Source organism: Pandoraea sp. LA3 (assembly GCF_022696215.1).
In the GTDB taxonomy this organism is placed as follows: domain Bacteria; phylum Pseudomonadota; class Gammaproteobacteria; order Burkholderiales; family Burkholderiaceae; genus Pandoraea; species Pandoraea capi.
In genome coordinates, this window is the sequence record NZ_PTPY01000035.1 from 465,844 (window position 1) to 486,087 (window position 20,244).

Here is a 20,244-nt window from a genome sequence, read left to right on the forward strand (position 1 = left end):
CCGTTCAGCGGCCCGGTGATTCCGCGGACCCGGCGCGTGGTGCAATGCGTACGGTGTCGCGTCCGTAGCTCTCGATCTGGCCGTCGAGCCCGCCGGTGAAGAGGCCGTACCAGACGGCGGGTTTCAAACCGAGCGCACGGCGCTCGAATGCGATCGGTACGTCGCTCGAAATCACCGTGTAGTCGCCCGTGGTCTCCACACGGCAAGACGCCATCTCGCGAGCCGTCTGCGTGAGCGTGGCGAACTCGGGAACGTTCAATACAAAGATATGCAATGCGCGTGCGTTCATGACTGGCGCTCCGGGCGAAGGGCGTTGAGGTGGTGTTGCGCCTTGCGCTGCCAAACGGTGTCGATACAGGTATTTGGCTGACCGCTCGCCAGCCCTTCGTCTTCGATCTCCATGGCGGCTTCGAGCGTGAGCGCGGCATCGCGGGCGTCGATATCGACCAACGGGCGGAGCTTGCGCGTGATCTCGATGAAATAGCCGTTAGGGTCGCGGAAGTAGATCGATTCGATGACTTCGTGGGCCGTCTCCGCCGAGACTTCGACGCCGCGCGCTTCCAGTCGCGTTTTCCACGCGTGGAGTTCGTCCTGCGTGTCGACGAGCCATGCGGTGTGTGTCGCATCGAATACGTGATCTTCCGGCAGCGGGGCACGTCCGGGCCGCTCGCTGAGCGACGCCGGTTCTTTGGCGCCGAGGTAATAGAAGAACGCAATCGTGCTGCCGTTGCCGCTGTCGAAGAAGAAGTGCAGGAAGTCGGGGTGCGTTGCCGGCCCCCAGCCCCGGGCAGAGATGGTGTGGATCAACGGCAGGCCGAGGACGTCGCGGTAGAACTCGACGGTTTGCCGCAGCCGCCAAGTCGGGCGCGCCGTGTGGTCGACGCCGTGCAGGCGCAGGGCGAGATCGGTCGCCGGAATGTCGTTCAGTTTCATAGCGGGTTCAGTAGAGGCATTGGGGCGTCAGGGAAGACGTCGATTCATGACGGGAACGTTTCGCGCAGCCAGTCCCGGAGCAGTCGGCCGGCAACATAACGCCCGGCTTCCTCTCCTTCGGCCAGCGCACGACCGTGATGGTCGCCTCGCACACGGCGATGCGATTTATGCGACGTGCCGAGGCGCTCGTAGATATCGGCGATCACGCTGGGAAAGCACGCCTGATCGCCGGTGTACTCGATCAGCAGCGTGGGTTGCACGATGGCGGGCGCGGTCTTCGATAGCAGGGCATTCGAAGACAGGCCGGACCACGTCGAGAGCCAGGCCTCGGGGGAACACACACGGCCAAAGCCGACGGAGCCGTAATTCGACGTGAAGGGGTCGCTGCCCCACAGCGAGCCATAGCGCCGGTCAGACGGATCGAGCGTCAGATCGAAGCAGCGCAGGTCGGCGTCGGTGCGCCAGATCGTCATCAACGGCGTGTGCGCGGCCATGCGGTGCAGACGTGCGTCGGTATTGGCGGGGTCGCGCTTCAAGCGCTCGCGTGCGCCCTGACGCGCAGCGATCAGGTCGCGCGCGGTGGCGTCGAGTCGGGCAACGCGCGCGGCCTGTGCTGAGCGATAACGCGTGACAAAGTCGTCGGTGTAGCGGGTCTCGGTGGCACCGTCGGCGCGACGGGGGGCATAACCGTTGGCGGTGTCGAATGGATCGAGCGCCGGATCGACGCTCAAGGCGTCGTGCTCGTTGGTCACCGAGGGATCGATGCACGATTGCAGCAATGCGCCCTGACCGGGGTGCGGCGCGACGAACACCACGCCATCGATCTGCGGCATGTCGAGCGCAGCCAGACGCGTCGGGCGCCCGCCCGGGGTGCGTTCGATGCGCTCGGCCGGCGCGAGATTGGACTGCTGCACGTATAGCGCATACAGGCCGCTGCCGCCCGAGTTACCGAGCAGCACGATCTTCCTGAACCCCGCCTCGCGCAGAAACTGCATACCGGCGGCGACGTCGTAGAGCGCGAATTCGTGTTCGAGTCGCATGTCGTTACCGACCGAACGCGGCGCCTGCGTCCAGGCGGCGAATCCGGCCTCGACGATATCCGGAATCAGGTAATGGCAGGCCATGAATTCACGCGGATGCATGATGCACACCACCGTATCGGCCGAGCCTGCCCCGTAAAGCGAACCGCTCGTGGCCGCGCCGTCCGCCGTGCGCAGCACGACGTTGCGTGTCGTCGTGCCGAGCGGCAGATCGCGCGGGTTCCAGTCCGTGTTCAGAAATCCTGCCGTCGCGGCCTGTCCTGCGGCGCGAACCGGTTGTTGATGACTCATCTCTCCACCTCCTTTTTTTACATGCTAGTCCAAATTTTTACAAAGTAGTAAACATTTTTGACGAAATTTGACGTTTACGTAAAAACCCGGAGATGCCGAGGCGTAGTGCTTTTCTGGTGAATCGGATTCGGTTATCGTGGGTGCTTCTGACACAAGCGTCAAAAATTGAACGGACATTGGCCATGAGCAAGACGCAGACGAAAAGCGACGCGCTGCGGGAGAACATCCTGGATGTCGCGACGAAGCTGTTCATCGAGCGCGGGTTTGACGGCACGAGCTTTAACGACATTGCCGACGTTGTCGGCGTGACCCGCCCCGCGCTCTACTACTACTTCAAGAGCAAGGAAGCGATCCTTGAAGTGCTGACGGCGGTCGTCACGCGCGCCGCCGGCGATCTGGTGTCGGAGGCATTGCCCGAAAATCTGCGGCAACCATCGGCCATGCTGAGGCATCTCGTGCTCCGGCATGCGCATCTCATCCTCACTCACCCGCTGCAATTCCGGGTCGTGGAGCGCAATGAAGACAACCTTCCGCCGGCGCAGCGAAAGCTGGCGGAGCAGTCGCGGCGCGCGGTGCTGGAGCAATTCCGGCACGCCATCGAGCTGGGCATCGAGCGCGGTCAGTTTCGCGTGATGGATGCGAGGGTCGCGGCGTTCTCGATCATCGGGATGTGCAACTGGACAGCGTGGTGGTTCACGCCGACGGGCTCGCGAAACGCCGGGGAAATCGCAGAGCAGATTGCCGACATGGCGTTGCGTTCGGTCGAGCAGGAAGCGGGACGTCAGTTGAGCGAGCAGAGCGCAGCGGGCGTGTTGAAACTGCTGCGCGACGATATCGATCTGCTTGAAAGGCACATCAAGTCGTAGGCATTCCGCCGTCGTTTCTCGTAGTCTCGACAGGCAAAACGCGAAGCGAAAATCCCGCTAACGTTATCTCCCACGCGCGAATTTGCATGCGCGCGTTGCGCATTCATCCAAAGCGCAAATCGTTGGTTCCCCCGGCGTCGTCCGATGCCTAGGATGGGCTCGCCCGCCTGCGTTGCCAGTGCTACGGCTTCTGCGCAACGACACCCACAACAGTCATCAGGCGGTGCACTCAGGCCATCGTTCAATACGTCACGTAACACGTACTTTTGGGGGAATGCGTTATGGCGGAAGCCACCACTACACCGCAGCTCGTCGCTGCGAAGCCGCTCAGTGAAGACTGGCTGGCGGTCATCATCGGACTCGTCATCGTTGCCGCAGGACTGATCGGCGTCTCGGGGGCCGACCCGATCGGCTGGGTCGTCACCACGCGCGTCTGGACCGATCCGGCGGCGGCGCTGGCACCGGCCACGGCCGGTTATGGACGGCTCGGCGGCATCGGCGCTTTTCTTGCGACATGGATCGTGCTGACGGTCGTGCTGTCGCTCGGTGCGGCGTCGCTGCAACAGGACGTCAAGCGCTTTGCCGTGCGGTTCTCGGTCCTGTTCTGGCTTGCCTACGCCAGTTGGTTCGTCGGCAGCTACGCGCATCTGGCAGCCGTCACCCCGACGGAACAGGCGAAGTTCGGCATCGACTGGTCGCTGCGTCTGACCAACGAAGGCGGCTACATCGTGGCGCTGCTCGCCGGGCTCGTGATCGCCAACGTCTTCCCGGGCGCCACGGCCTGGCTCTCCGATGCAGTGCGCCCCGAGTGGTACATCAAGACGGCCATCGTGGTGTTGGGCGCGTTCATTGCCGTGACGGTCGCCGAGCGGCTGTCGTTCGCGTCGTCGATTCTGTTGCGCGGGGTCGCGGCCATCGTCGAGGCGTATCTGATCTACTGGGCGGTCGTGTACTTCATCGCGCGCAAGTGGTTCAAGTTTCCGCGCGAGTGGGCCGTACCGCTGGCGTCCGGCATCTCGATTTGCGGTGTCGCCGCTGCGATTTCGACCGGGAGCGCCATTCGTGCGCGCCCGGCGGTGCCGATTCTCGTGTCGTCGCTGGTGGTGGTGTTCGCGGTCATCGAACTGCTGATTCTCCCGTTCCTCGCGCAGCACTTTCTGGCGGACGATCCGCTGGTCGCCGCCGCATGGCTCGGTCTTGCGGTGAAGACCGACGGCGCCGCCGTGGCCGGTGGCGCGATCACCGAAGCGCTGATCAACGCCAAGGCGGCCGCCGGCGGCACGCACTACGCCGCAGGCTGGATCGTCGGCACGACGGCCACGATCAAGGTGTTCATCGATGTGTTCATCGGCATCTGGTCGTTCATCCTCGCGTGGATCTGGACGAATCACATCAACGTCACCGACCCGTCGAACCGTGCGCGCCCGCGTGAAATCTGGGAACGCTTTCCGAAGTTCATCATCGGCTTCGTCGTGACGTTTGCGGTGGCGCTCGTGTTCTCGTTGAGCGCTGGCCCGGAAGTGGCCGCGAAGATCAAAGGTGCGGTCGGGGAGGCCAATAACTTTCGCGTGATCTTCTTCGTGCTGACGTTCTTCTCCATCGGCTTGCTGTCGAATTTCCGCAAGCTATGGGCAGATGGTATCGGCAAGCTCGCCGCCGTCTACGTCATCAGCCTGTTCGGTTTCGTGATCTGGGTCGGATTGCTGATCTCGTGGCTGTTCTTCCACGGCGTGAAGCCGCCGTTGGCCTGACACTGTGCCGCCCTTTACTGATTCGCCGTCTTATTCGAGGAGTCCCATTCGTATGTCCGATCTCAACGAACTGTCGAAGAGCATCGCCGAAATTCCGGAAGAGCCGTTGCTCCCCATCGAAAAGAAACTGATTGCGGGCAGCCTCACGCTCGGCATCGTCTTGCTGATCGTGCTCGGCATCGTGAATCACTTCCTGCCTGTCGCCTCGGTCTGATCACGCTGTTCCGATTGTTCCGATTCGCCGCCCCGAAACGGTGCATACAGCACCGTGCATCGGGGCGGTTTGTTTTTGGGGCTGCCGGCGAGGTGTAGTGCGGTGTACGAAGGGGCGATGCTGACAAAAACGCATCACCCGATAATTTAATGTTGCTTTACCGCTGGCGCCGGGTGTCCGAATAATACGCGACCCTCTTGGCGGCTCGCACACGCAGGTCAAAGATCCAGGCTTCGGCCAATAACACTTCGCAGTCGACGAAGAGGGGGATAACAAGTTCCGAAAACATCACCCCCGGAGACAATGATGTCGGAGTTGAATCATTCGCAAGACAAATCCCGTCAGGCGCGTCGCGCCGCCCTCGGCGCCTTCATCGGCACGACCATCGAGTGGTACGACTTTTACGTCTACGGTACCGCTGCCGCATTGATCATCGGCAAACTGTTTTTCCCCTCGGACGATCACCTCGCACAGACGCTGCTCGCGCTCGGCACGTTTGCGTTCGGCTTTTTGCTGCGTCCCATCGGGGCGATCGTCTTCGGGTACATCGGCGACAAGATCAGCCGCAAGTCGTCGCTGCTCATCACTCTGCTGTTGATGGGCGGATCGACGATGTGTATCGGTCTGCTGCCGACGTACCAGTCGATCGGCATCTGGGCGCCGGTACTGCTCGTGCTGCTTCGTCTGGCGCAAGGCCTGTCCGTCGGCGGCGAGTGGGGCGGAGCGGTGCTCGTGGCTTCGGAGGCGGCGCCGCCGCATCGCAAGGCGCTTGCCGCATCGATGGCACAGATGGGCTCGCCGGCCGGTTCGTGCCTCGCGACGTTGACGTTCATGGCCATGAGCGACAACTTCCTGATCAACGGTGGATGGCGAATCCCGTTCCTGCTCAGCGGCGTGCTGCTGATCGTGGGGTTGTTGATCCGCATGACGCTCGAAGAGAATCCGGAGTTCATCGCCGCTCGCGAGCGTCAGAAGAAGATGAAGGAAGCGAGCGCGCCGCTCACCAATGTGCTCCGACAGTTTCCGCTGACGAGCCTTTGTGTGTTCGTCGGTTCGTTTGCCGTGGCGGGTGTTTATTTCCGCAACATCTTTGCGCTGAACTGGGCGACGGGCACGTTGGGCATCGACAAAAGCCTGTTCCTGAGCGCGTTGCTGGCGGGCGCTTTCGTGCAGATTTTCGTCACCCCCGTAGCCGCGATGATCGCCGACAGGATTTCCGTACAACGGGCACAGATCATCTTCACGGTGTTGTACCTCGTTTGTGTACCGGTGCCGCTCATCGCGCTGATCAAGGACGGTAGCGCGGTCAGCGTGTTTGCGGGCGTGATTCTCTCGTATGTCGGGCACGGCCTGTATTACGCCACGCTCTCCGGATTCTTTACGACGTTGTATCCGGTCGAGTTGCGTTTTACCGGCATCTCGTTCGGGTATCAGCTCTCCGGTGCCTTGGTGTCGGGCATCGTGCCTTTGGGGGCCGTTGCGCTGGTGAGTGCCTATTCGCCGAGCATCCTGCCGATCCAGCTTTTCTACTCGGCGTTGATTCTCGTCAGCCTGGTGGCCGTCTGGTACGGTCCTCGGGTCGCGCGCAGGGAGCTGCGTAATCGCCAGTTGCCGGAAGTCTCGTCTGTCCCTGTCATGGACGCGGTGAAGGGGCGTTAGTCGATAACTCAAGCCGACGCATCAAATGACAACGTCCCGAAGTGCAGGCAAGGCGCTCGGGACGTTGCCGCAGGCGATGGCGAAGACGCTCAGCGCGCGTTGCTCTGCGCGCCGTACCAGGGCAGTAGACGCCGCACGCCACGGTCGAACAGGTGATCGACGGCGAAGCCGAGCACACCCAGCGCAATCAGACCGACGAACATGTTGTCGACGCGAAAGATCTGCTGCGACATCTGGATGAGATATCCCACGCCGTAGTTCGCACCGGTCAACTCTGCCGCGACGAGCAGCACCAGCGCCATCGACAGGCTCACGCGAATGCCAGCGATGATGAAGGGCAGCGCCGCTGGCAAGGTCACGAACCACAACAGGCGCCAACCGGTCGCACCAAGACTGGCCGCTGCGCGTTCGAACTGTGGGTTCCGGTGACTCACGCCGAGATATGTGTTGACCCACACCGGGAAGAACACGCCCCAGGCGATCAGAAAGATCTTCGATCCCTCGCCGATACCGAACCAGAAGATCGCGAGCGGCACGAACGCCAGCGAAGGAATGGCACGCAACATCTGCATCAGCGGATTGATGAAGGCATTCAGCCTTGGCAGACGGGCCATGGCGATGCCCAGCAGGAGCCCGAAGGCGGCGCCGAGCGCAAAGCCGGCCAATGCCCGCCAGAGACTGTCGATCAGGTGATGCAGTAACTCCCCGCTCGCTGCCAGTGCCCAGCCGGCGCGCAGCACTGCCGAGGGGGCTGGCACCATCACGGTATTCACCAGTCCGCTGTCGCTGATCGCTTCCCATCCCCCGAAGAAGGCCACAAGCCCCAGCCAGCCCCATCGCGCATAGGGATCGCGAGGCGCCTGCGCCCGCACGGCGGCAGGTTTCAACGGCGTGGGCTTCGCTGCCTGACGGATGACGTCGCTCATTCCATCACCTCGGTCCCGATGGCTCTCCCGAGTCGTTCGTACAGGGCATTGAAGTCTGGCGAAGTGCGTCGACGAGGGCGCGCATAGTCCGCAAGCGACACATCTTCGACGATGCGCCCCGGGTGAGACGACATCACGAGGATGCGCGAACCGAGGTAGATCGCCTCGGCAATGTTATGCGTCACGAACACGATGGTCTTGCCCGTGCGCCGGGCAATCTCCAGCAACTGGGTTTGCAGCTCGTTGCGCGTCATGGCGTCCAGGGCGGCGAAGGGTTCGTCCATGAGCAGAATCGCGGGGTCTGTCGCGAGAGCTCGCGCGATGGCCGCGCGCTGCTTCATGCCACCGGATAACTCGAAGGGATAGCGGCGAGCGGCGGCCGACAATCCAACGCTCTCCAGCAAGGCCTGCGCCTGCTGCTTGCGCTGAGTGGCGGGCACGCCCGCCATGCGCAGGCCGAACGCCACATTGCCTGCTACGGTCAGCCACGGAAACAGCGAGTACTCCTGTAGCACGACGCCGCGTGTGGGCGACGGGCCGTCGATGCGCTCGCCCCCCACGAGAATCTCGCCCTGCGTCGGCGCGAAGAAGCCAGCCAGCATGTTAAGCAACGTCGTCTTTCCGCAACCGCTCGGCCCCAGCAGGCACAGGAATTCGCCAGCGGCGATCTCCAGTTGCACATCGGCCAGCGCCGCATGCACGGATCCGTCGCGGGCCGCGTAGCGATGACCGACGCCCCGGCATTCGATCAACGTGGTTGACGTGAGTGCCTGGCGTGCCGTTGCGCCCGCGCGCGCGGTGTCGGGCGTCAGTGTTGTGACCGGCGACGCGACGCGGGCCGTCGTGGCGGTGCTCATTTCAGGCCGTCCAGTACGGTCGTGACGACCACCTGATTGAAGTCGGGCAACTTCGCATCGGGGCGCACGAGTTTGTTATCGATCGCCCATCGCGCCTGACGTTCCAGTTCCTGCACGACCGCAGCCTTGTCCAGCCCGACGCGCAGGTTGAGTTGCGACCAGTAGCTGGCCGCCAGCTTGGGGTCGAAGTTCACGCGCGGCGCGACCAGTGCCGATGCCGCAGTCGGATCGGTGGCATTGACGGCGTCGGCGGCATACAGGGCGCGCAGTGCCTGACGCAGCAGGTCAGGCTGTTTGTCGATGGTCGATTGCAGCGTGATGACAGTCGAGAGCGCGTGATACACGCCGGGCGTACGGATCGTGTGGAAGCGACCGTTGCCAAGTGCTACGGCCTGTGAAAGCGCCGGTTCGGTCCAGACGAAGGCGTCGATGGAGCCGTTGCTGAGCGTGCTGACGAAGTCCCCCGGCGAAAGGCTCACGGCGTTGATGTCCGTCCACTTCAATCCGAGTTTGCCCAACAGCAACGAGAGGTAGTAATGCGCGTTGGTCCCTTGCGAGTAACCGATGCGTTTGCCCTTGATGTCCGCCGACGTCTTGATCGAGGCGTTGGCGACGATCTCGAACGGTTCGTAAGGCGCGCCGCTGCCGTTGTTGGTCGTGGCGATGATGCGCACCGGCACGCCGTTAAGCGCGGCGAACACGACCGGTGTTTCCGCCGCCGTGCCGATCAGCACGCGGTCGCCGACGACGGCATCGAGCACCAGACGCCCGCTGGCAAACGTCACCGAGTTCGGCTGCAAGCCTTCCTTTTGCCAGAGCTTGTGAGCGTCGGCGACGAAGAACTGCGCCCAGCCGAGCGACAGCCCTTCACCGATGGCGACGGCCTGCGCATGCGCGGCCGTCGCGTGGCTCAGGGCGAGCGTCACGGCGGCCACACATCCGGCGGCGAGACGTTTGAGGTGGGTCAGGCGAGGGGGGCGTGCGTGTGCCGAGACACGCGTGGGAAGCGAGGGACAGGATGAGGAGACCGAAGCTGAAGCGCAGGCGAACATAAGGGACATCCAGAGCGTGGGAAGTTGGGGGTGTCCCCGGTGAAGCGATCAGCGCTTCCCGGGGCGCGTTCTACGAAAGCGAAGGACCCGATCGACCGCGGCGGCGAGCGTGACGACGGACGATACTGGCCGGTGTCGTCTCATTCAGACTAACGCTGTGCAGACGCCGGCCGGGCGATGCCGGGGAACGGGTGATGACGTTCGATGGCGCGGGCAGCACGCAGTACCAGCGCGTCGCCCAGGCGCGGGCCGACGATCTGTAGCCCGATGGGCAACCCCGTTTCGCTCAGCCCGACAGGGACCGACGCTGCGGGCTGCTGGGACAGGTTGAACGGATAGGTGAACGGCGAAATGGCCGTGCGCGCGCTGGCGACATCTCCGGCAGGATCGGCCAGCGGTGCCGTGTCAGCGGTCACCGGTGTGATCAGCAGATCCCACTGCCGTCCGATGAAGTCATGCAGCGTGCGGGTGAGATGCTCGCGCGCCTGAACGGCCGCCAGATACTGCGAGGCAGATAGCTTCGCGCCGCGCGCTGCGGCCTCCCGAAAGCCCGGTTCGGCCCGGGCGCGACGCGCTTCGGGAAGCGTTTCGAACAGGCGGGCGACGCCTGCGTCGACCAGCGTCCGGTAGAACGGCAGCGGATCGTCGATGCCTGGATCAACCTGCTCGACGTGAGCGCCCAGCGCAGTGAACCACTGGGCTGCCTGCGCGACGCGGGCAGCCACTTCAGGCGCGACATCCGCATAGCCCAGCGTCGGGCTGAACGCGATACGCAGACCGGCGACGCCGTCCTCAATGCCGTCGAGCCAATCGTTCCCGGTGTGCGGCAGCGAATGCGGATCGCGGGCGTCAGGGTGTCCGATGACGTTCAGCAGTCGCGCGGCATCGCTCACCGTGCGCGTCATCGGGGTGATGTGGAACAAGGTGCCGGTATGCGCTGCCGGATATCCCGCGGCACGTCCGAAGCTCGGCTTGAAGCCGAAGACACCGACGTGTGCGGCGGGCAGTCGCGTCGAGCCACCGCCGTCGGTGGCCACGTGCAGGGGGCCGTAGCCGATCGCCGTGGCCGCCGCCGAGCCGCCGCTGCTGCCGCCGGGCGTGTGCTGCGGATTCCACGGGTTTCGTGTGATCCCGGTAAGCGGGCTGTCGGCAAGGGCCTTCCAGCCATATTCGGCCGTAGTCGTCTTGCCGAGAATCACGGCGCCGTGCGCTCGCAGGCGAGCGGCCGCGGGCGAGTCCTCGTCCCACGGCTGGTCCGGGTCCACGAGATGACTGCCGCGCAACGTCGGCGTGCCTCTGACGAGCAGCAAGTCCTTGAGCGTGACGGGAACACCGTCCACGCCGTTCGCACCCCCGATGGCCGTACCGTTGCGCCAGCGCGTCGCCGAGGCTTGTGCGGCTTCACGCGCCGGACCTTCGTCGAGCCACGCGATGGCGTTGATCTGCGGCTCGTGCGCACGAATGACGGCAAGCACGTCGTCGAGCACATCGACGGGCGAGAACGCTCCCGTCGCGTAGCCGCTCACGAGTTCGGCCGCGGTGTAATGCGCCAGACGCCGGGCGGCGGCAGCGGAGGTGGGCGGCGGGTTTTGGCTCATAGGGAAACTCCGGGCAATCGGCGGTCGTAAGGTATCGACGGCGCGTGTGGCGGTGGTCATTGGTCTGTCATGTCATGACAAGTTGTCGAGCCATTTTCGCGTGCACGCGATGCCCGCCCAACCAATCATTGCCGCTATCGATATCGTCATATGTGTCACTAGCAAATCGACGCGCTGTCGCGCTCGCGCGGCCAGGGATGCGCTGTCGCCCCGAGTCGGGCGGCGCAGCGCGCGTGAAGGCGCACCGCCAATGTTCGCAATTGCGTGTCGGTATCGGGCTGGCCGACGAGGCTCAGGCCGAAGGGAAGGCCGTCGTCGCGCAACCCGGCGGGCACGCTGATGACCGGCAGGCGCAGCGGATTGGCGAAGTAGGTGTAGCGACCCATGCGGGCGTTACCCTCGACCGGGTTGGCTTCGATGTCCGCGCAGGTGGGCAGCGTGCCGCAGGTCGGAATCGCGAGAAGAGAGATGGATGCCGAAGCGAACACGTGCGCCGCTTCCGCCTGCAATTCGCGCAGGCGGTAGAGCGCGTGCCATGCGTCCGGCGCGTCGTAATGTGACGCCGCTTCCAGCACGTTGCGCACCACGGGATGCACCGCGTCGGGAAAGCGGCGTGCGGTGTCGCCGTAGGCCAGCGTACGTTCCGCCACCAGGGCGCTGCCGAATACCAGTTCGCCGGCTTCGCGAAACACGGTGAAGTCGACGGGCACCAGCGTTGCGCCGAGGGCCCGCAGATGCTCGATGGCGCGGGCGTATTGACGTTGGGCCTGCGTATCGCCGAAGAATTCGAGCTGGGTGTCGTCGATCACGCCGACGCGCAGCGGTTGCTCCGAGGGGAGGTCGACGTCGCGAGGCAAGGCCTCGCCGGGCAGCCGGAGATAAGCGTCGCGCAGGTCGGGTTTGTCGGCCAGCACGTCGAACACGTCGTAGGCATCGTCGACCGTCAGCGCGAATACGGGTGCGACGTCGAACGTGCGATTGCAGTAGACGAACCCGGCGGTGCTGATGCGCCCCGGCGTTGGCTTGAGCCCGACGATGTTGTTGCAGGCGGCCGGTACGCGTCCGGAACCGCCCGTATCCGAGCCGATCGAGAATGCGACGTGGCCTTTCGCGACGGCGACCGCCGACCCGGAACTGGAGCCGCCGGGCACATGCGCTGCGCTCAGTGCGTTACGGCAATGTCCCGTGAGATTGCGGGTGCCGACCAGTCCCGTGGCGAACTGGTCCATGTTCTGTTTGCCGATAAAGAGGGCGCCAGCCGCGTTCAGTCGCGCGACCACCGTGGCATCTTCCGTGGGATGACGCTCGAATGCCGTGCAAGCCGCCGTGGTGGCCAGTCCCGCGACATCGATGTTGTCCTTCACGCCGTAGGGCAGTCCGAACAGCGGTAGCGAGGCGCCGTGAGCGCGCAACGTCTCGATGGCGGCGGCCTGCGCGAGCGCCCGCTCGCGAGACACGACGTGCAGCCAGATGTGGTGATCATCGTCCGCGTCGATACGACGATAGATTTCGTGGACGACGTCGGTCGGGCGAATCTCGCCGCTGGCGTAAGCCTGGCGCAGGGCGGCGAAATCGAAACTCAGGGCAGGCAGAGACATGTCGGTAAGCGGGAAGAAAGGGACGTCATATGACGATCCGTCGGGCAGGCGCGCGCGGATTACGCGTGCGGCGCTGCGCCGATCTGCGCGATGGCGATGCGCGCGGCCTTGCGCACTTCGGGATCGGCGTCGCCCAGTGCCGCTTCCAGCACGGCGAGCGCCGTCACGTCGCCGATCTCGCCGAGCGCCAGCGCGGCCTCCTTGCGAACGTTGCTGATCGGAAACGTGAGCAGGGCACTGATCGCGGCTGTGCTGGCCGCCAGCTTCAGCCGGCCGAGGGCGCGCGCCGATTGCAGCGTGACTTGCCAGTACTCGTCGTCGAGCGCGAGCGCCAGTGCGTCGCGTGCGGCGACGAGCCGCAATTTACCCAGCGTGGCGGCCGCTTCCTCGCGCACCTGCCATTCCACATCGTTCAGCGCGGCAATCAAGGTGTGCTGAATGCTGTCGTCTGCCGCAAACCCGAGCGCCCCGGCAGCCGCCTTGCGGACTTCCGGCGACGGGTCGGAGCGCACGAGCGTGGCGAGCGCAGGCAGCGCGTCGGTGTGTCGCAACCAGCCCAGTACCGCGACGGCTTCGCGTCTCACGGTGGCGACGCTGTCTTCAAGCGCGCCGAGGGCGGGGGCGGCGCTTTCCGGCAGCCGGAGTTCGCGCAGCGCGCGCAACAGGGCGGCGCGGGCAAACGTGTCGTGCTCCGCAAGCAGACGACGCACCAGCGCGCGACCGGGATCGGCCTGCTTGAGTGCCGACAGACTGTCGGCGGCGGCGGCGCGCGTCGCCTCGTCGTTGTCGTGCAGCGCATCGCACAGCGACTCGACGACCTCGTCCGTCTCCCATCCGGACAGCCGCTCGGCAGCCGTCCTGCGCACGTCGGCGTCGGTGTCGGTCCGCAGTCGCTCGACCAGCAGCGGCAGCCACGCGTCGTCCTCCAGTTCGGCGACGTCGAGCACCGCGAGGCGCCGGAGCGTGGCGTCGCCGTCGGACAGGCGCGCGAGCAGCCTGACGTTATCAGCATCGGTGGTGTCGACGTCGAGGGCGTCGCGAACGAGATAGGCGGATGAAGCCGCCGGGGAGGGCAGGGAAGACGTCATGAGGCGAGCGAAGCAGGGGAGGAACGGAGGTCGCCCAGCGGGTTCAGGCGCGGGGCGGGCAGGGGGCTTTGCTGGTGACGCAGCCGGGTGAGCAGGTGGCGCTTGAGCGCGACGAATTCCGGCTGTGTGACGAGGTCTTGCGCTTCGTCGCGAAGACGCGGACGGGCGAACGGCACCCGCAAGTCTTCGATGATCGTGCCGGGCCCGGGACTCATGACGAGCACCCGGTCACCGAGGAACAGCGCTTCGTCGATATCGTGCGTCACGAACACGACCGTGGGCCGTTGTTCGCTCCAGACATCGAGTAACAGCGCCTGCATCATGGCGCGGGTCTGGGCGTCGAGCGCGCCGAACGGCTCGTCCATGAGCAGGATGCGCGGCCCGGTGATCATCGCGCGGGCGATCTCGGCACGTTGCTGCATGCCGCCGGAAAGCTGCGACGGATAACGCCCGGCAAAGTCGCCAAGGCCGACGCGTTCGAGCCATTGCGTCGCGAGATGATGACGGGCCGACCTGCCCATGCCTTGCATCTTCAGACCGAAGGCGACGTTCTCGAGCGTCTTGCGCCACGGAAACAACGTGTGATGCTGAAAGACCATGCCGCGCTCGGGACGCGGTCCCTCGATGGGCTTGCCGTCGAGCGTCGCGTGGCCGTGACTGGGCGCGATATGACCGGCGAGCACCCCGAGCAGCGTGGACTTTCCGCAACCGGACGGACCCAGCAAGCAGACGAATTCACCGGGTGCAATGTCGATGCTTACGTCCTGCACGGCGACGAAACGGTGCATGTCGTCACCCAGCGTGATGCGTAGATTCTCGATGACGACGTGGCCACCCGCGCGGTTTGACAGCGGACGATTCATCGGCGGCCTCCCGTCGGATTGCGCCACGGCGTGAGCCGTTGGCCGATGATTCGGATCAGGGCGCTGCTGCCCATGCCCAGCAAGCCGATGATGAGCATGCCGACCACGATGTCGGGATAGCGTTGCACGGTGTACGACTCCCAGGTGTAGTAGCCGATGCCGAACTGTCCCGAAATCATCTCGGCCGTCACGAGGCAGAACCACGACGTGCCCATGCCGATCGCCAGTCCGGTGACGATGCCTGGTGCCGCGCCCGGCAGAACGACCTCGCGCAGCACGCCCCATCGGCCCGCGCCCAGACTGCGCGCCGAGGCGATCAGCCGGGCATCCACCGATTCGGTCCCGTGAATCGTGCCGAGCAGAATCGGGAAGAACGCACCGGTGAAGGTGATGAAGATCATCGACAGCTCGGAAGACGGAAACATCAGAATCGCGAGCGGAATCCATGCGACGGCCGGAATCGGCCGAAGGACTTCGAGTGGCGGCAACAGCGCGATGCGCGCCCATGAGGCGCGTCCGATGGCGATGCCGCAAACGATGCCGCCGATGGCCGCGATCGCATACCCCCACGCCACGCGTTGCAGGCTGCTGGCAAGGTGGCGCGCGAGCTTCGGCGAATGCAGCAGCGACCACGCGGCTTCCAGCGTTTGCGCGGGTGACGGCACGTTCTCGAAATTCACGATGCCGAGATTGATGCGGTGGGTTGTCACCCAATGCCACACCAGCACGCATACGGCGAGCGAGGCCCATTGCAGCAGCACTTTAAACGACCGGGCACGGGGAAGTGCACGGCCTCTCGCTGCCGTACGCGGTAGCGTCAGGTCGGGCGCGAGGTTCGATGCCATGGCGACGATCCTCAGCGCGCCGCGAGCGGTGCGGATTGACGCGCGCCAGCGAAGTCGACCACCTGCGCGCCGTGTTTGTCTGCCCAGGCCTGCGCCTGTTGCTTGAGCAGGAAGGCGCTCAACTGACCTTGCTTGTCACGCGCAAACCACGCCTGATTGCCCAGCAGCTTGATGCCTGAGTCGCGATCCTGCACGTAGAACGCGCGCACCGGCTTGTTCTCGCGTTGCAGTTTGGCAAGGGCGTCGAACGCTTCTTCGGGCGATGCGTAGCTACGCACTTTCGGTTCGCCGCGTACCCAGATTTGCGCGACGCGTTCGAACTGGGTGATGGGCTTGCCGGTGCTCGCATCCTTCGCCTTGAGCGGCAATTGGGCGTAATTGCGCAACGCGGCGTCGTAGTCGAGCTTCTCCGCCTTGAACGCGGCGCGCACGTAGCGGTCGTCGATCACGTCGTTGGCCACGAAGTTACCTTCGGCGCGTCCCATGAGCTTGAGCGTGTCGAACGACGTCTGCACGGCCTTGCGGTACTCGGGCTTCCAGGTGAGGTCACGCGTTTGCAGCCCCAGCGGGCCGTGAAACAGATAGTCGACCTCCGGCTCGACGCCGGTGACCTTGGCGATGAGTTCGCTGTACTTTTCCGGCTCGGCGTCGATCAGACGATTCGCTTCGATGACGGCGCGCAGATAGGCAACCACCACTTCGGGGTAGCGCTCTGCATAGGCCTTGCCGACGAGCGTGCCGTGCAGCGTCGGCGCGTCGGCCTGCGAACCGTCGTAGATCTTGCGCGCAAAGCCACGGTACGGGAACAGTTCGGCAAACGGCACGAAGTCAGCATGAGCATCTATCTTGCGGGCCTGAAGCGCGGGGCCTGCCACTTCAGGCGCTTGCGTGATGATGTTGACGTCCTTCTCCGGATCCCAGCCCTGTGCGGCCACGGCGCGCAGCAGCATGCCGTGAGCGGTCGAGGCGAACGGCACGGAGATCGTCTTGCCCTTGAGGTCGGCCAGCGACTGCACCGGCGAGTCGGTCGGCACGACAATGCCGTTGCCGCTGCCATGCACGCTGCCCGAGAGCACATTGATGAAGATGCTTGGCTTGCCCGCCTTGGTCGTGGCGACGATGTTGTTCACGCCGGGGAAATCGGCCATCGATCCGAAATCGAGTTTGCCTGCGACCATCTCGTTGGTGATCGGCGCGCCGCTGGTGAAGTTCTTCCACTGCACGTCGTAGGTCACGTCCTTGTACTTGCCGTCGTGCGGCAGGTACTTCTCGATCAGTTTGAGTTCGCGGATCAACGCGCCGCCCGTGGCGGTGTTGATCGTGGTGTCCTGCGTGCCGATCGCGACACGAATGGTCTCGGCGTGGGCGTCGGCCGCGAATAGTGGCGTGAGCGACGTGAGCGATGCGAGTGAAGCGAGCGAGGCAAGTGCGAAGGTGCTGAGGTGAAGGCGGGTCATCAGGTCGTCCTTTAGCGTGTTGTTATGCGCAGCGGTGAGGCAGGCGAAGCGGCCGTGTGGAAGCGGTCGTGTCAGCGAAGCAGATAGGGAATGGCGACGTGAACGGCGCCTGTGGGGCAGTCCTTCTCGCAGGGCATGCAGTACCAGCATTCGTCGAACTTCATGAAGGCTTTGCCCGTCTCGGGGTCGATCGCGAGCAGATCCATCGGGCAGACGTCGATACACACCGTGCATCCCTTGTCGGCGATGCATTTGTCTTCGTCGATAGTCACGGGCACGCTGGAGCGCGATTGCGCTTCGCGGGGAACGAGGGCCATAAGAGAGTTTCCTGAACGGTGGCGGGCTATGCGGTGAGGCGTTCGGCTGCGCTGTCCGCCGGGCGGCGCGGGACGGGTGCGGTGGCGGTGGGTGCGGTGGCGACGCGAAGACGCGAATAGGCACCGCGCTCGGTGTCGTCGACCGGCACGAGGTACGGCTCGACGGGCTTCTTGAAAGACGTCATGGCGCCGTTGTCGGCTTTCTTCAGATGCGCGTGACAGAACCACTCGGCATCGTTGCGTTCGGGAAAATCGACCCGATGGTGATACAGGCCCCAACGGCTTTCCGTGCGGAACAACGAGGCGCGCGCCGCCATTTCGGCGCAGTCGCGAATGGCGGACACTTCGGCGGCACGCATGAGTTCGTGCGGGTTGGCGGCGCTCAGTTGATCGATGTCCTCGCGAATCTCGTCGAAACGTTGCAGGCCGATTTCCATGCGGCGCGTGACTTTCGGCGGTTGCAGGTAGTCGTTGACGAAGCGTCGCAACTTGTACTCGACCTGTGCCGGGGGCAAGCCATGGGCACGGTGCAACGGTGCGAAGACCCGCGTGCGTTCGGACTCGACCTGGGCGGCATCGATGGGCGCGAAATCGGTGCCGGACACCCGGTCGGCGGCGTGCTCGCCCGCGAACCAGCCGTACGTGAAGGCGCCGAGCATGTAGTTGTGCGGCACGGCGGCCATGTCTCCGGCGGAGTAGAGGCCCGGCACTGAGGTTGCACCATGCTCGTCGACCCAGACGCCGGACGCGCTGTGCCCGCTGCAAAATCCGATCTCGGAGATGTGCATCTCGATCATGCGGGTGCGGTAATCGTTACCGCGTCGCGCATGGAAGCGGCCGCGGCTGGGGCGCTCGTTCGTGTGCAGAATCGTCTCGATGGTCTGGATCGTTTCTTCCGCGAGATGGTCCAGCTTCAGGAACACGGGGCCGTTGCCGCTCTGAAGTTCCTGATAGAACTCCCACATCATCTGACCGCTCCAGTAATCGCACTCGATGAAGCGCTCGCCGCTACCGTTGGCGGTGTAGCCGCCGAGCGGGCCGGTCACGTAGGCGCAGGCCGGACCGTTGTAGTCCTTGATGAGCGGGTTGATCTGGAAGCATTCGAGATTCGACAGCTCCGCGCCGGCGTGATATGCCATGGCATAGCCGTCGCCGGCATTCGTGGGGTTTTCGTACGTCCCCATGAGATAGCCGGAGGCGGGCAGGCCGAGGCGGCCGGCCGCACCGCAGCAGAGGATGATCGCCTTGGCGCGAATGACGTAGAAGTCCGCCGTACGGCAATCGAAGCCCATGACGCCAGCGATTTCACCAAGAGGTCCCGTAAGGAGACGCGTTGCCACCACACGGTTGGTGATCGCCACCCGCGCGCGCTTGAGCTGGCGATAGAGGATCTTCTTGACGTCGTGGCCTTCGGGCATCGGCAGGACATACGCGCCCATGTGATGCACCTTGCGCACGGCGTAGTCGCCGGTTTCGTCCTTCTCGAACTTCACGCCCCAGCGGTCGAGTTCTTCGATGGTGGTGAAGCTATGACGTGCGTATGCCAGCACCGTCGCCTGATTGACGATGCCGTCGTTGGCAACGGTGATTTCCTTGGTGTACTGCTCGGGCGTGGCATGCCCGGGGATGACGGCATTGTTCAGGCCGTCCATGCCCATCGAGATGGCGCCGCTGCGCTTGACGTGCGCCTTGTCGAGCAGCAGCACGCGCAGATGGGGGTTGCGCTGCTTGGCCTTGACGGCCGCCATGGGGCCGGCGGTGCCGCCGCCGATCACGACGATGTCGTATTCGAGTTCGTGGGTCTGCATGGTCCTTGGGCCACCGCCGTCGCTGATATCGATCTGTGCGGCAACTTGTTATAACAAGTAAGGACCTGATTGTAGGAGCGAGATCTCCGAAGCGAAATGAATTGTTATTGCTTAGCTTTCGTCGCGCGGTGATAAGCATTGCGGCACGCGGGTTGCGAGCGGTGAGCGCAGGGGGGCAGCGGCGCTCAGCGACGTTTACCGAAGCCTACCGACGCTTCGGCGACGACTTCGAGGGTTTGGCGTGTTCGCGGTCGACGCGCAGCCGGTACTGGAAGGTGTCGCTCCGGAAATACAGGAACTCGAAATCGACGGGGCGTCCGTCCTTGTCGTGCGTCAGACGCTCGATGCGCAGCAGGGGGGCGCCTTCGGCGATGTCGAGTGCGCTGGCGAGTGCGGCGTCGGCCTGCACGGCATCGATGCTCAGATCGGCGGACCCGAGGGGCACGGCGCAGTCGTTTTCAAGAATGAGGAAGATGTCGCGCGTGACCAGATCGGCGCGTTGCAACTGACGCCCGAGCGCTTCCGGGAGGTAGGTGATTTCGTAAGATACCGGCGCGCGATTGAGCCGCCGTACCCGATGGATTTCCGTGACCGTCGCCCCTTCGTCCACGCCGAGCCGATGCGCGACGTTGGCAGCGGCAGGAACGAACCGGAAGTGCATCACACGGTTCACGATCTCATGGCCCTGACGCGACATCGCTTCGGCAAAACCCTGAAGGGACGTCACGTTCTGGAATGCCTTCGGCTGGGAGACGAACGAACCCTTGCCATGCACCTTGAAGATCAGGCCTTCCTTCTGCAAGTCGCCGAGGGCCTGTCGGATGGTAATGCGGCTCACGTCGAACATCGCCTGCAATTCGCTTTCGGACGGCATGCGGCTAAGCGGTGCGTAGTGGCCGTCAAGGATGCCGCTGCGCAGCATGTCCTTGATTTGCGCATAGAGCGGAACAGGCGAATCGGGTTCGAGTTTCAGGCGGCGAGTGAGCATGGAAAGACGTGGCGGAAGGAGCGTGCCGACGCGGGGCGTCGTGCACGGGGCGATGCGCTGCGACGGATTATAGCGGGACGAGATATTTCATAC

The 20,244-nt window shown here is 64.4% G+C and carries 19 protein-coding genes; 4 read left to right on the top strand and 15 right to left on the bottom strand.

The window, feature by feature from the left end:
• Positions 1-4: 4 nt before the first annotated feature.
• Genes C5N93_RS28475 through C5N93_RS17450 form a run of 3 tightly spaced genes read right to left on the bottom strand, consistent with a single transcriptional unit; the run spans position 5 to position 2,264 of the window.
• Positions 5-289 carry a hypothetical protein gene (locus C5N93_RS28475; protein ID WP_347403313.1) on the bottom strand — a complete coding sequence of 95 codons (285 nt, stop codon included), beginning with the start codon at positions 287-289 and terminating at the stop codon, positions 5-7.
• Entirely contained in the window at positions 286-933 is a 648-nt protein-coding gene (locus tag C5N93_RS17445) for a VOC family protein (protein WP_347403314.1), read from the bottom strand. Before C5N93_RS17445 ends, C5N93_RS28475 begins: the two co-directional genes overlap by 4 nt.
• 44 nt (positions 934-977) lie before the next feature.
• Positions 978-2,264, bottom strand: a complete 1,287-nt coding sequence (locus C5N93_RS17450; RefSeq protein ID WP_242560273.1) for an alpha/beta hydrolase — start codon at positions 2,262-2,264, stop codon at positions 978-980.
• 182 nt (positions 2,265-2,446) lie between these two features.
• Between C5N93_RS17450 and C5N93_RS17455 the strand changes: the two genes are divergently transcribed.
• The 4 genes from C5N93_RS17455 to C5N93_RS17470 all read left to right on the top strand — a co-directional run bounded on the left by C5N93_RS17455 (position 2,447) and on the right by C5N93_RS17470 (position 6,754).
• Complete coding sequence (locus tag C5N93_RS17455) at positions 2,447-3,130, top strand: TetR/AcrR family transcriptional regulator (RefSeq protein ID WP_242560274.1); 684 nt, start codon at positions 2,447-2,449, stop codon at positions 3,128-3,130.
• 281 nt (positions 3,131-3,411) lie between these two features.
• The gene (locus tag C5N93_RS17460; RefSeq protein ID WP_242560275.1) at positions 3,412-4,881 is read left to right on the top strand and encodes a putative sulfate exporter family transporter; all 1,470 of its coding nucleotides are present in this window, start codon (positions 3,412-3,414) and stop codon (positions 4,879-4,881) included.
• A 52-nt stretch (positions 4,882-4,933) separates the two neighbouring features.
• Entirely contained in the window at positions 4,934-5,095 is a 162-nt protein-coding gene (locus tag C5N93_RS17465) for a hypothetical protein (RefSeq protein ID WP_174981417.1), read from the top strand.
• Positions 5,096-5,401: 306 nt separating this feature from the next.
• Positions 5,402-6,754 carry an MFS transporter gene (locus tag C5N93_RS17470; protein WP_242560276.1) on the top strand — a complete coding sequence of 451 codons (1,353 nt, stop codon included), beginning with the start codon at positions 5,402-5,404 and terminating at the stop codon, positions 6,752-6,754.
• Between the two features lie 89 nt (positions 6,755-6,843).
• Here C5N93_RS17470 and C5N93_RS17475 read toward each other — a convergent pair whose 3' ends face one another.
• The 12 genes from C5N93_RS17475 to C5N93_RS17530 form a co-directional block, all read right to left on the bottom strand.
• Entirely contained in the window at positions 6,844-7,680 is an 837-nt protein-coding gene (locus C5N93_RS17475; protein WP_242560277.1) for an ABC transporter permease, read from the bottom strand.
• A complete protein-coding gene (locus C5N93_RS17480) occupies positions 7,677-8,537 on the bottom strand; it encodes an ABC transporter ATP-binding protein (RefSeq protein ID WP_242560278.1) in 861 nt (286 codons plus the stop codon). Before C5N93_RS17480 ends, C5N93_RS17475 begins: the two co-directional genes overlap by 4 nt.
• Entirely contained in the window at positions 8,534-9,463 is a 930-nt protein-coding gene (locus C5N93_RS17485; protein ID WP_242560279.1) for an NrtA/SsuA/CpmA family ABC transporter substrate-binding protein, read from the bottom strand. The genes C5N93_RS17480 and C5N93_RS17485 overlap by 4 nt, the downstream gene beginning before the upstream one ends.
• Before the next feature lie 275 nt (positions 9,464-9,738).
• Positions 9,739-11,187, bottom strand: a complete 1,449-nt coding sequence (locus C5N93_RS17490; protein WP_242560280.1) for an amidase — start codon at positions 11,185-11,187, stop codon at positions 9,739-9,741.
• 158 nt (positions 11,188-11,345) lie between these two features.
• Entirely contained in the window at positions 11,346-12,785 is a 1,440-nt protein-coding gene (locus C5N93_RS17495; protein ID WP_242560281.1) for an allophanate hydrolase, read from the bottom strand.
• Between the two features lie 59 nt (positions 12,786-12,844).
• A complete protein-coding gene (locus C5N93_RS17500) occupies positions 12,845-13,873 on the bottom strand; it encodes a HEAT repeat domain-containing protein (RefSeq protein ID WP_242560282.1) in 1,029 nt (342 codons plus the stop codon).
• Positions 13,870-14,736, bottom strand: a complete 867-nt coding sequence (locus C5N93_RS17505; protein WP_242560283.1) for an ABC transporter ATP-binding protein — start codon at positions 14,734-14,736, stop codon at positions 13,870-13,872. The genes C5N93_RS17500 and C5N93_RS17505 overlap by 4 nt, the downstream gene beginning before the upstream one ends.
• Positions 14,733-15,581: an ABC transporter permease gene (locus tag C5N93_RS17510; RefSeq protein ID WP_242560284.1), complete on the bottom strand. Its 849-nt coding sequence runs from the start codon at positions 15,579-15,581 to the stop codon at positions 14,733-14,735. The genes C5N93_RS17505 and C5N93_RS17510 overlap by 4 nt, the downstream gene beginning before the upstream one ends.
• A gap of 11 nt (positions 15,582-15,592) precedes the next feature.
• A complete protein-coding gene (locus C5N93_RS17515; RefSeq protein WP_242560285.1) occupies positions 15,593-17,038 on the bottom strand; it encodes an ABC transporter substrate-binding protein in 1,446 nt (481 codons plus the stop codon).
• 71 nt (positions 17,039-17,109) lie between these two features.
• Positions 17,110-17,355: a ferredoxin family protein gene (locus C5N93_RS17520; protein WP_242560286.1), complete on the bottom strand. Its 246-nt coding sequence runs from the start codon at positions 17,353-17,355 to the stop codon at positions 17,110-17,112.
• 26 nt (positions 17,356-17,381) lie between these two features.
• Positions 17,382-19,163: a fumarate reductase/succinate dehydrogenase flavoprotein subunit gene (locus tag C5N93_RS17525; RefSeq protein ID WP_242560287.1), complete on the bottom strand. Its 1,782-nt coding sequence runs from the start codon at positions 19,161-19,163 to the stop codon at positions 17,382-17,384.
• A gap of 205 nt (positions 19,164-19,368) precedes the next feature.
• Positions 19,369-20,151 carry a GntR family transcriptional regulator gene (locus C5N93_RS17530; RefSeq protein ID WP_242560288.1) on the bottom strand — a complete coding sequence of 261 codons (783 nt, stop codon included), beginning with the start codon at positions 20,149-20,151 and terminating at the stop codon, positions 19,369-19,371.
• Between the last annotated feature and the right edge of the window lie 93 nt (positions 20,152-20,244).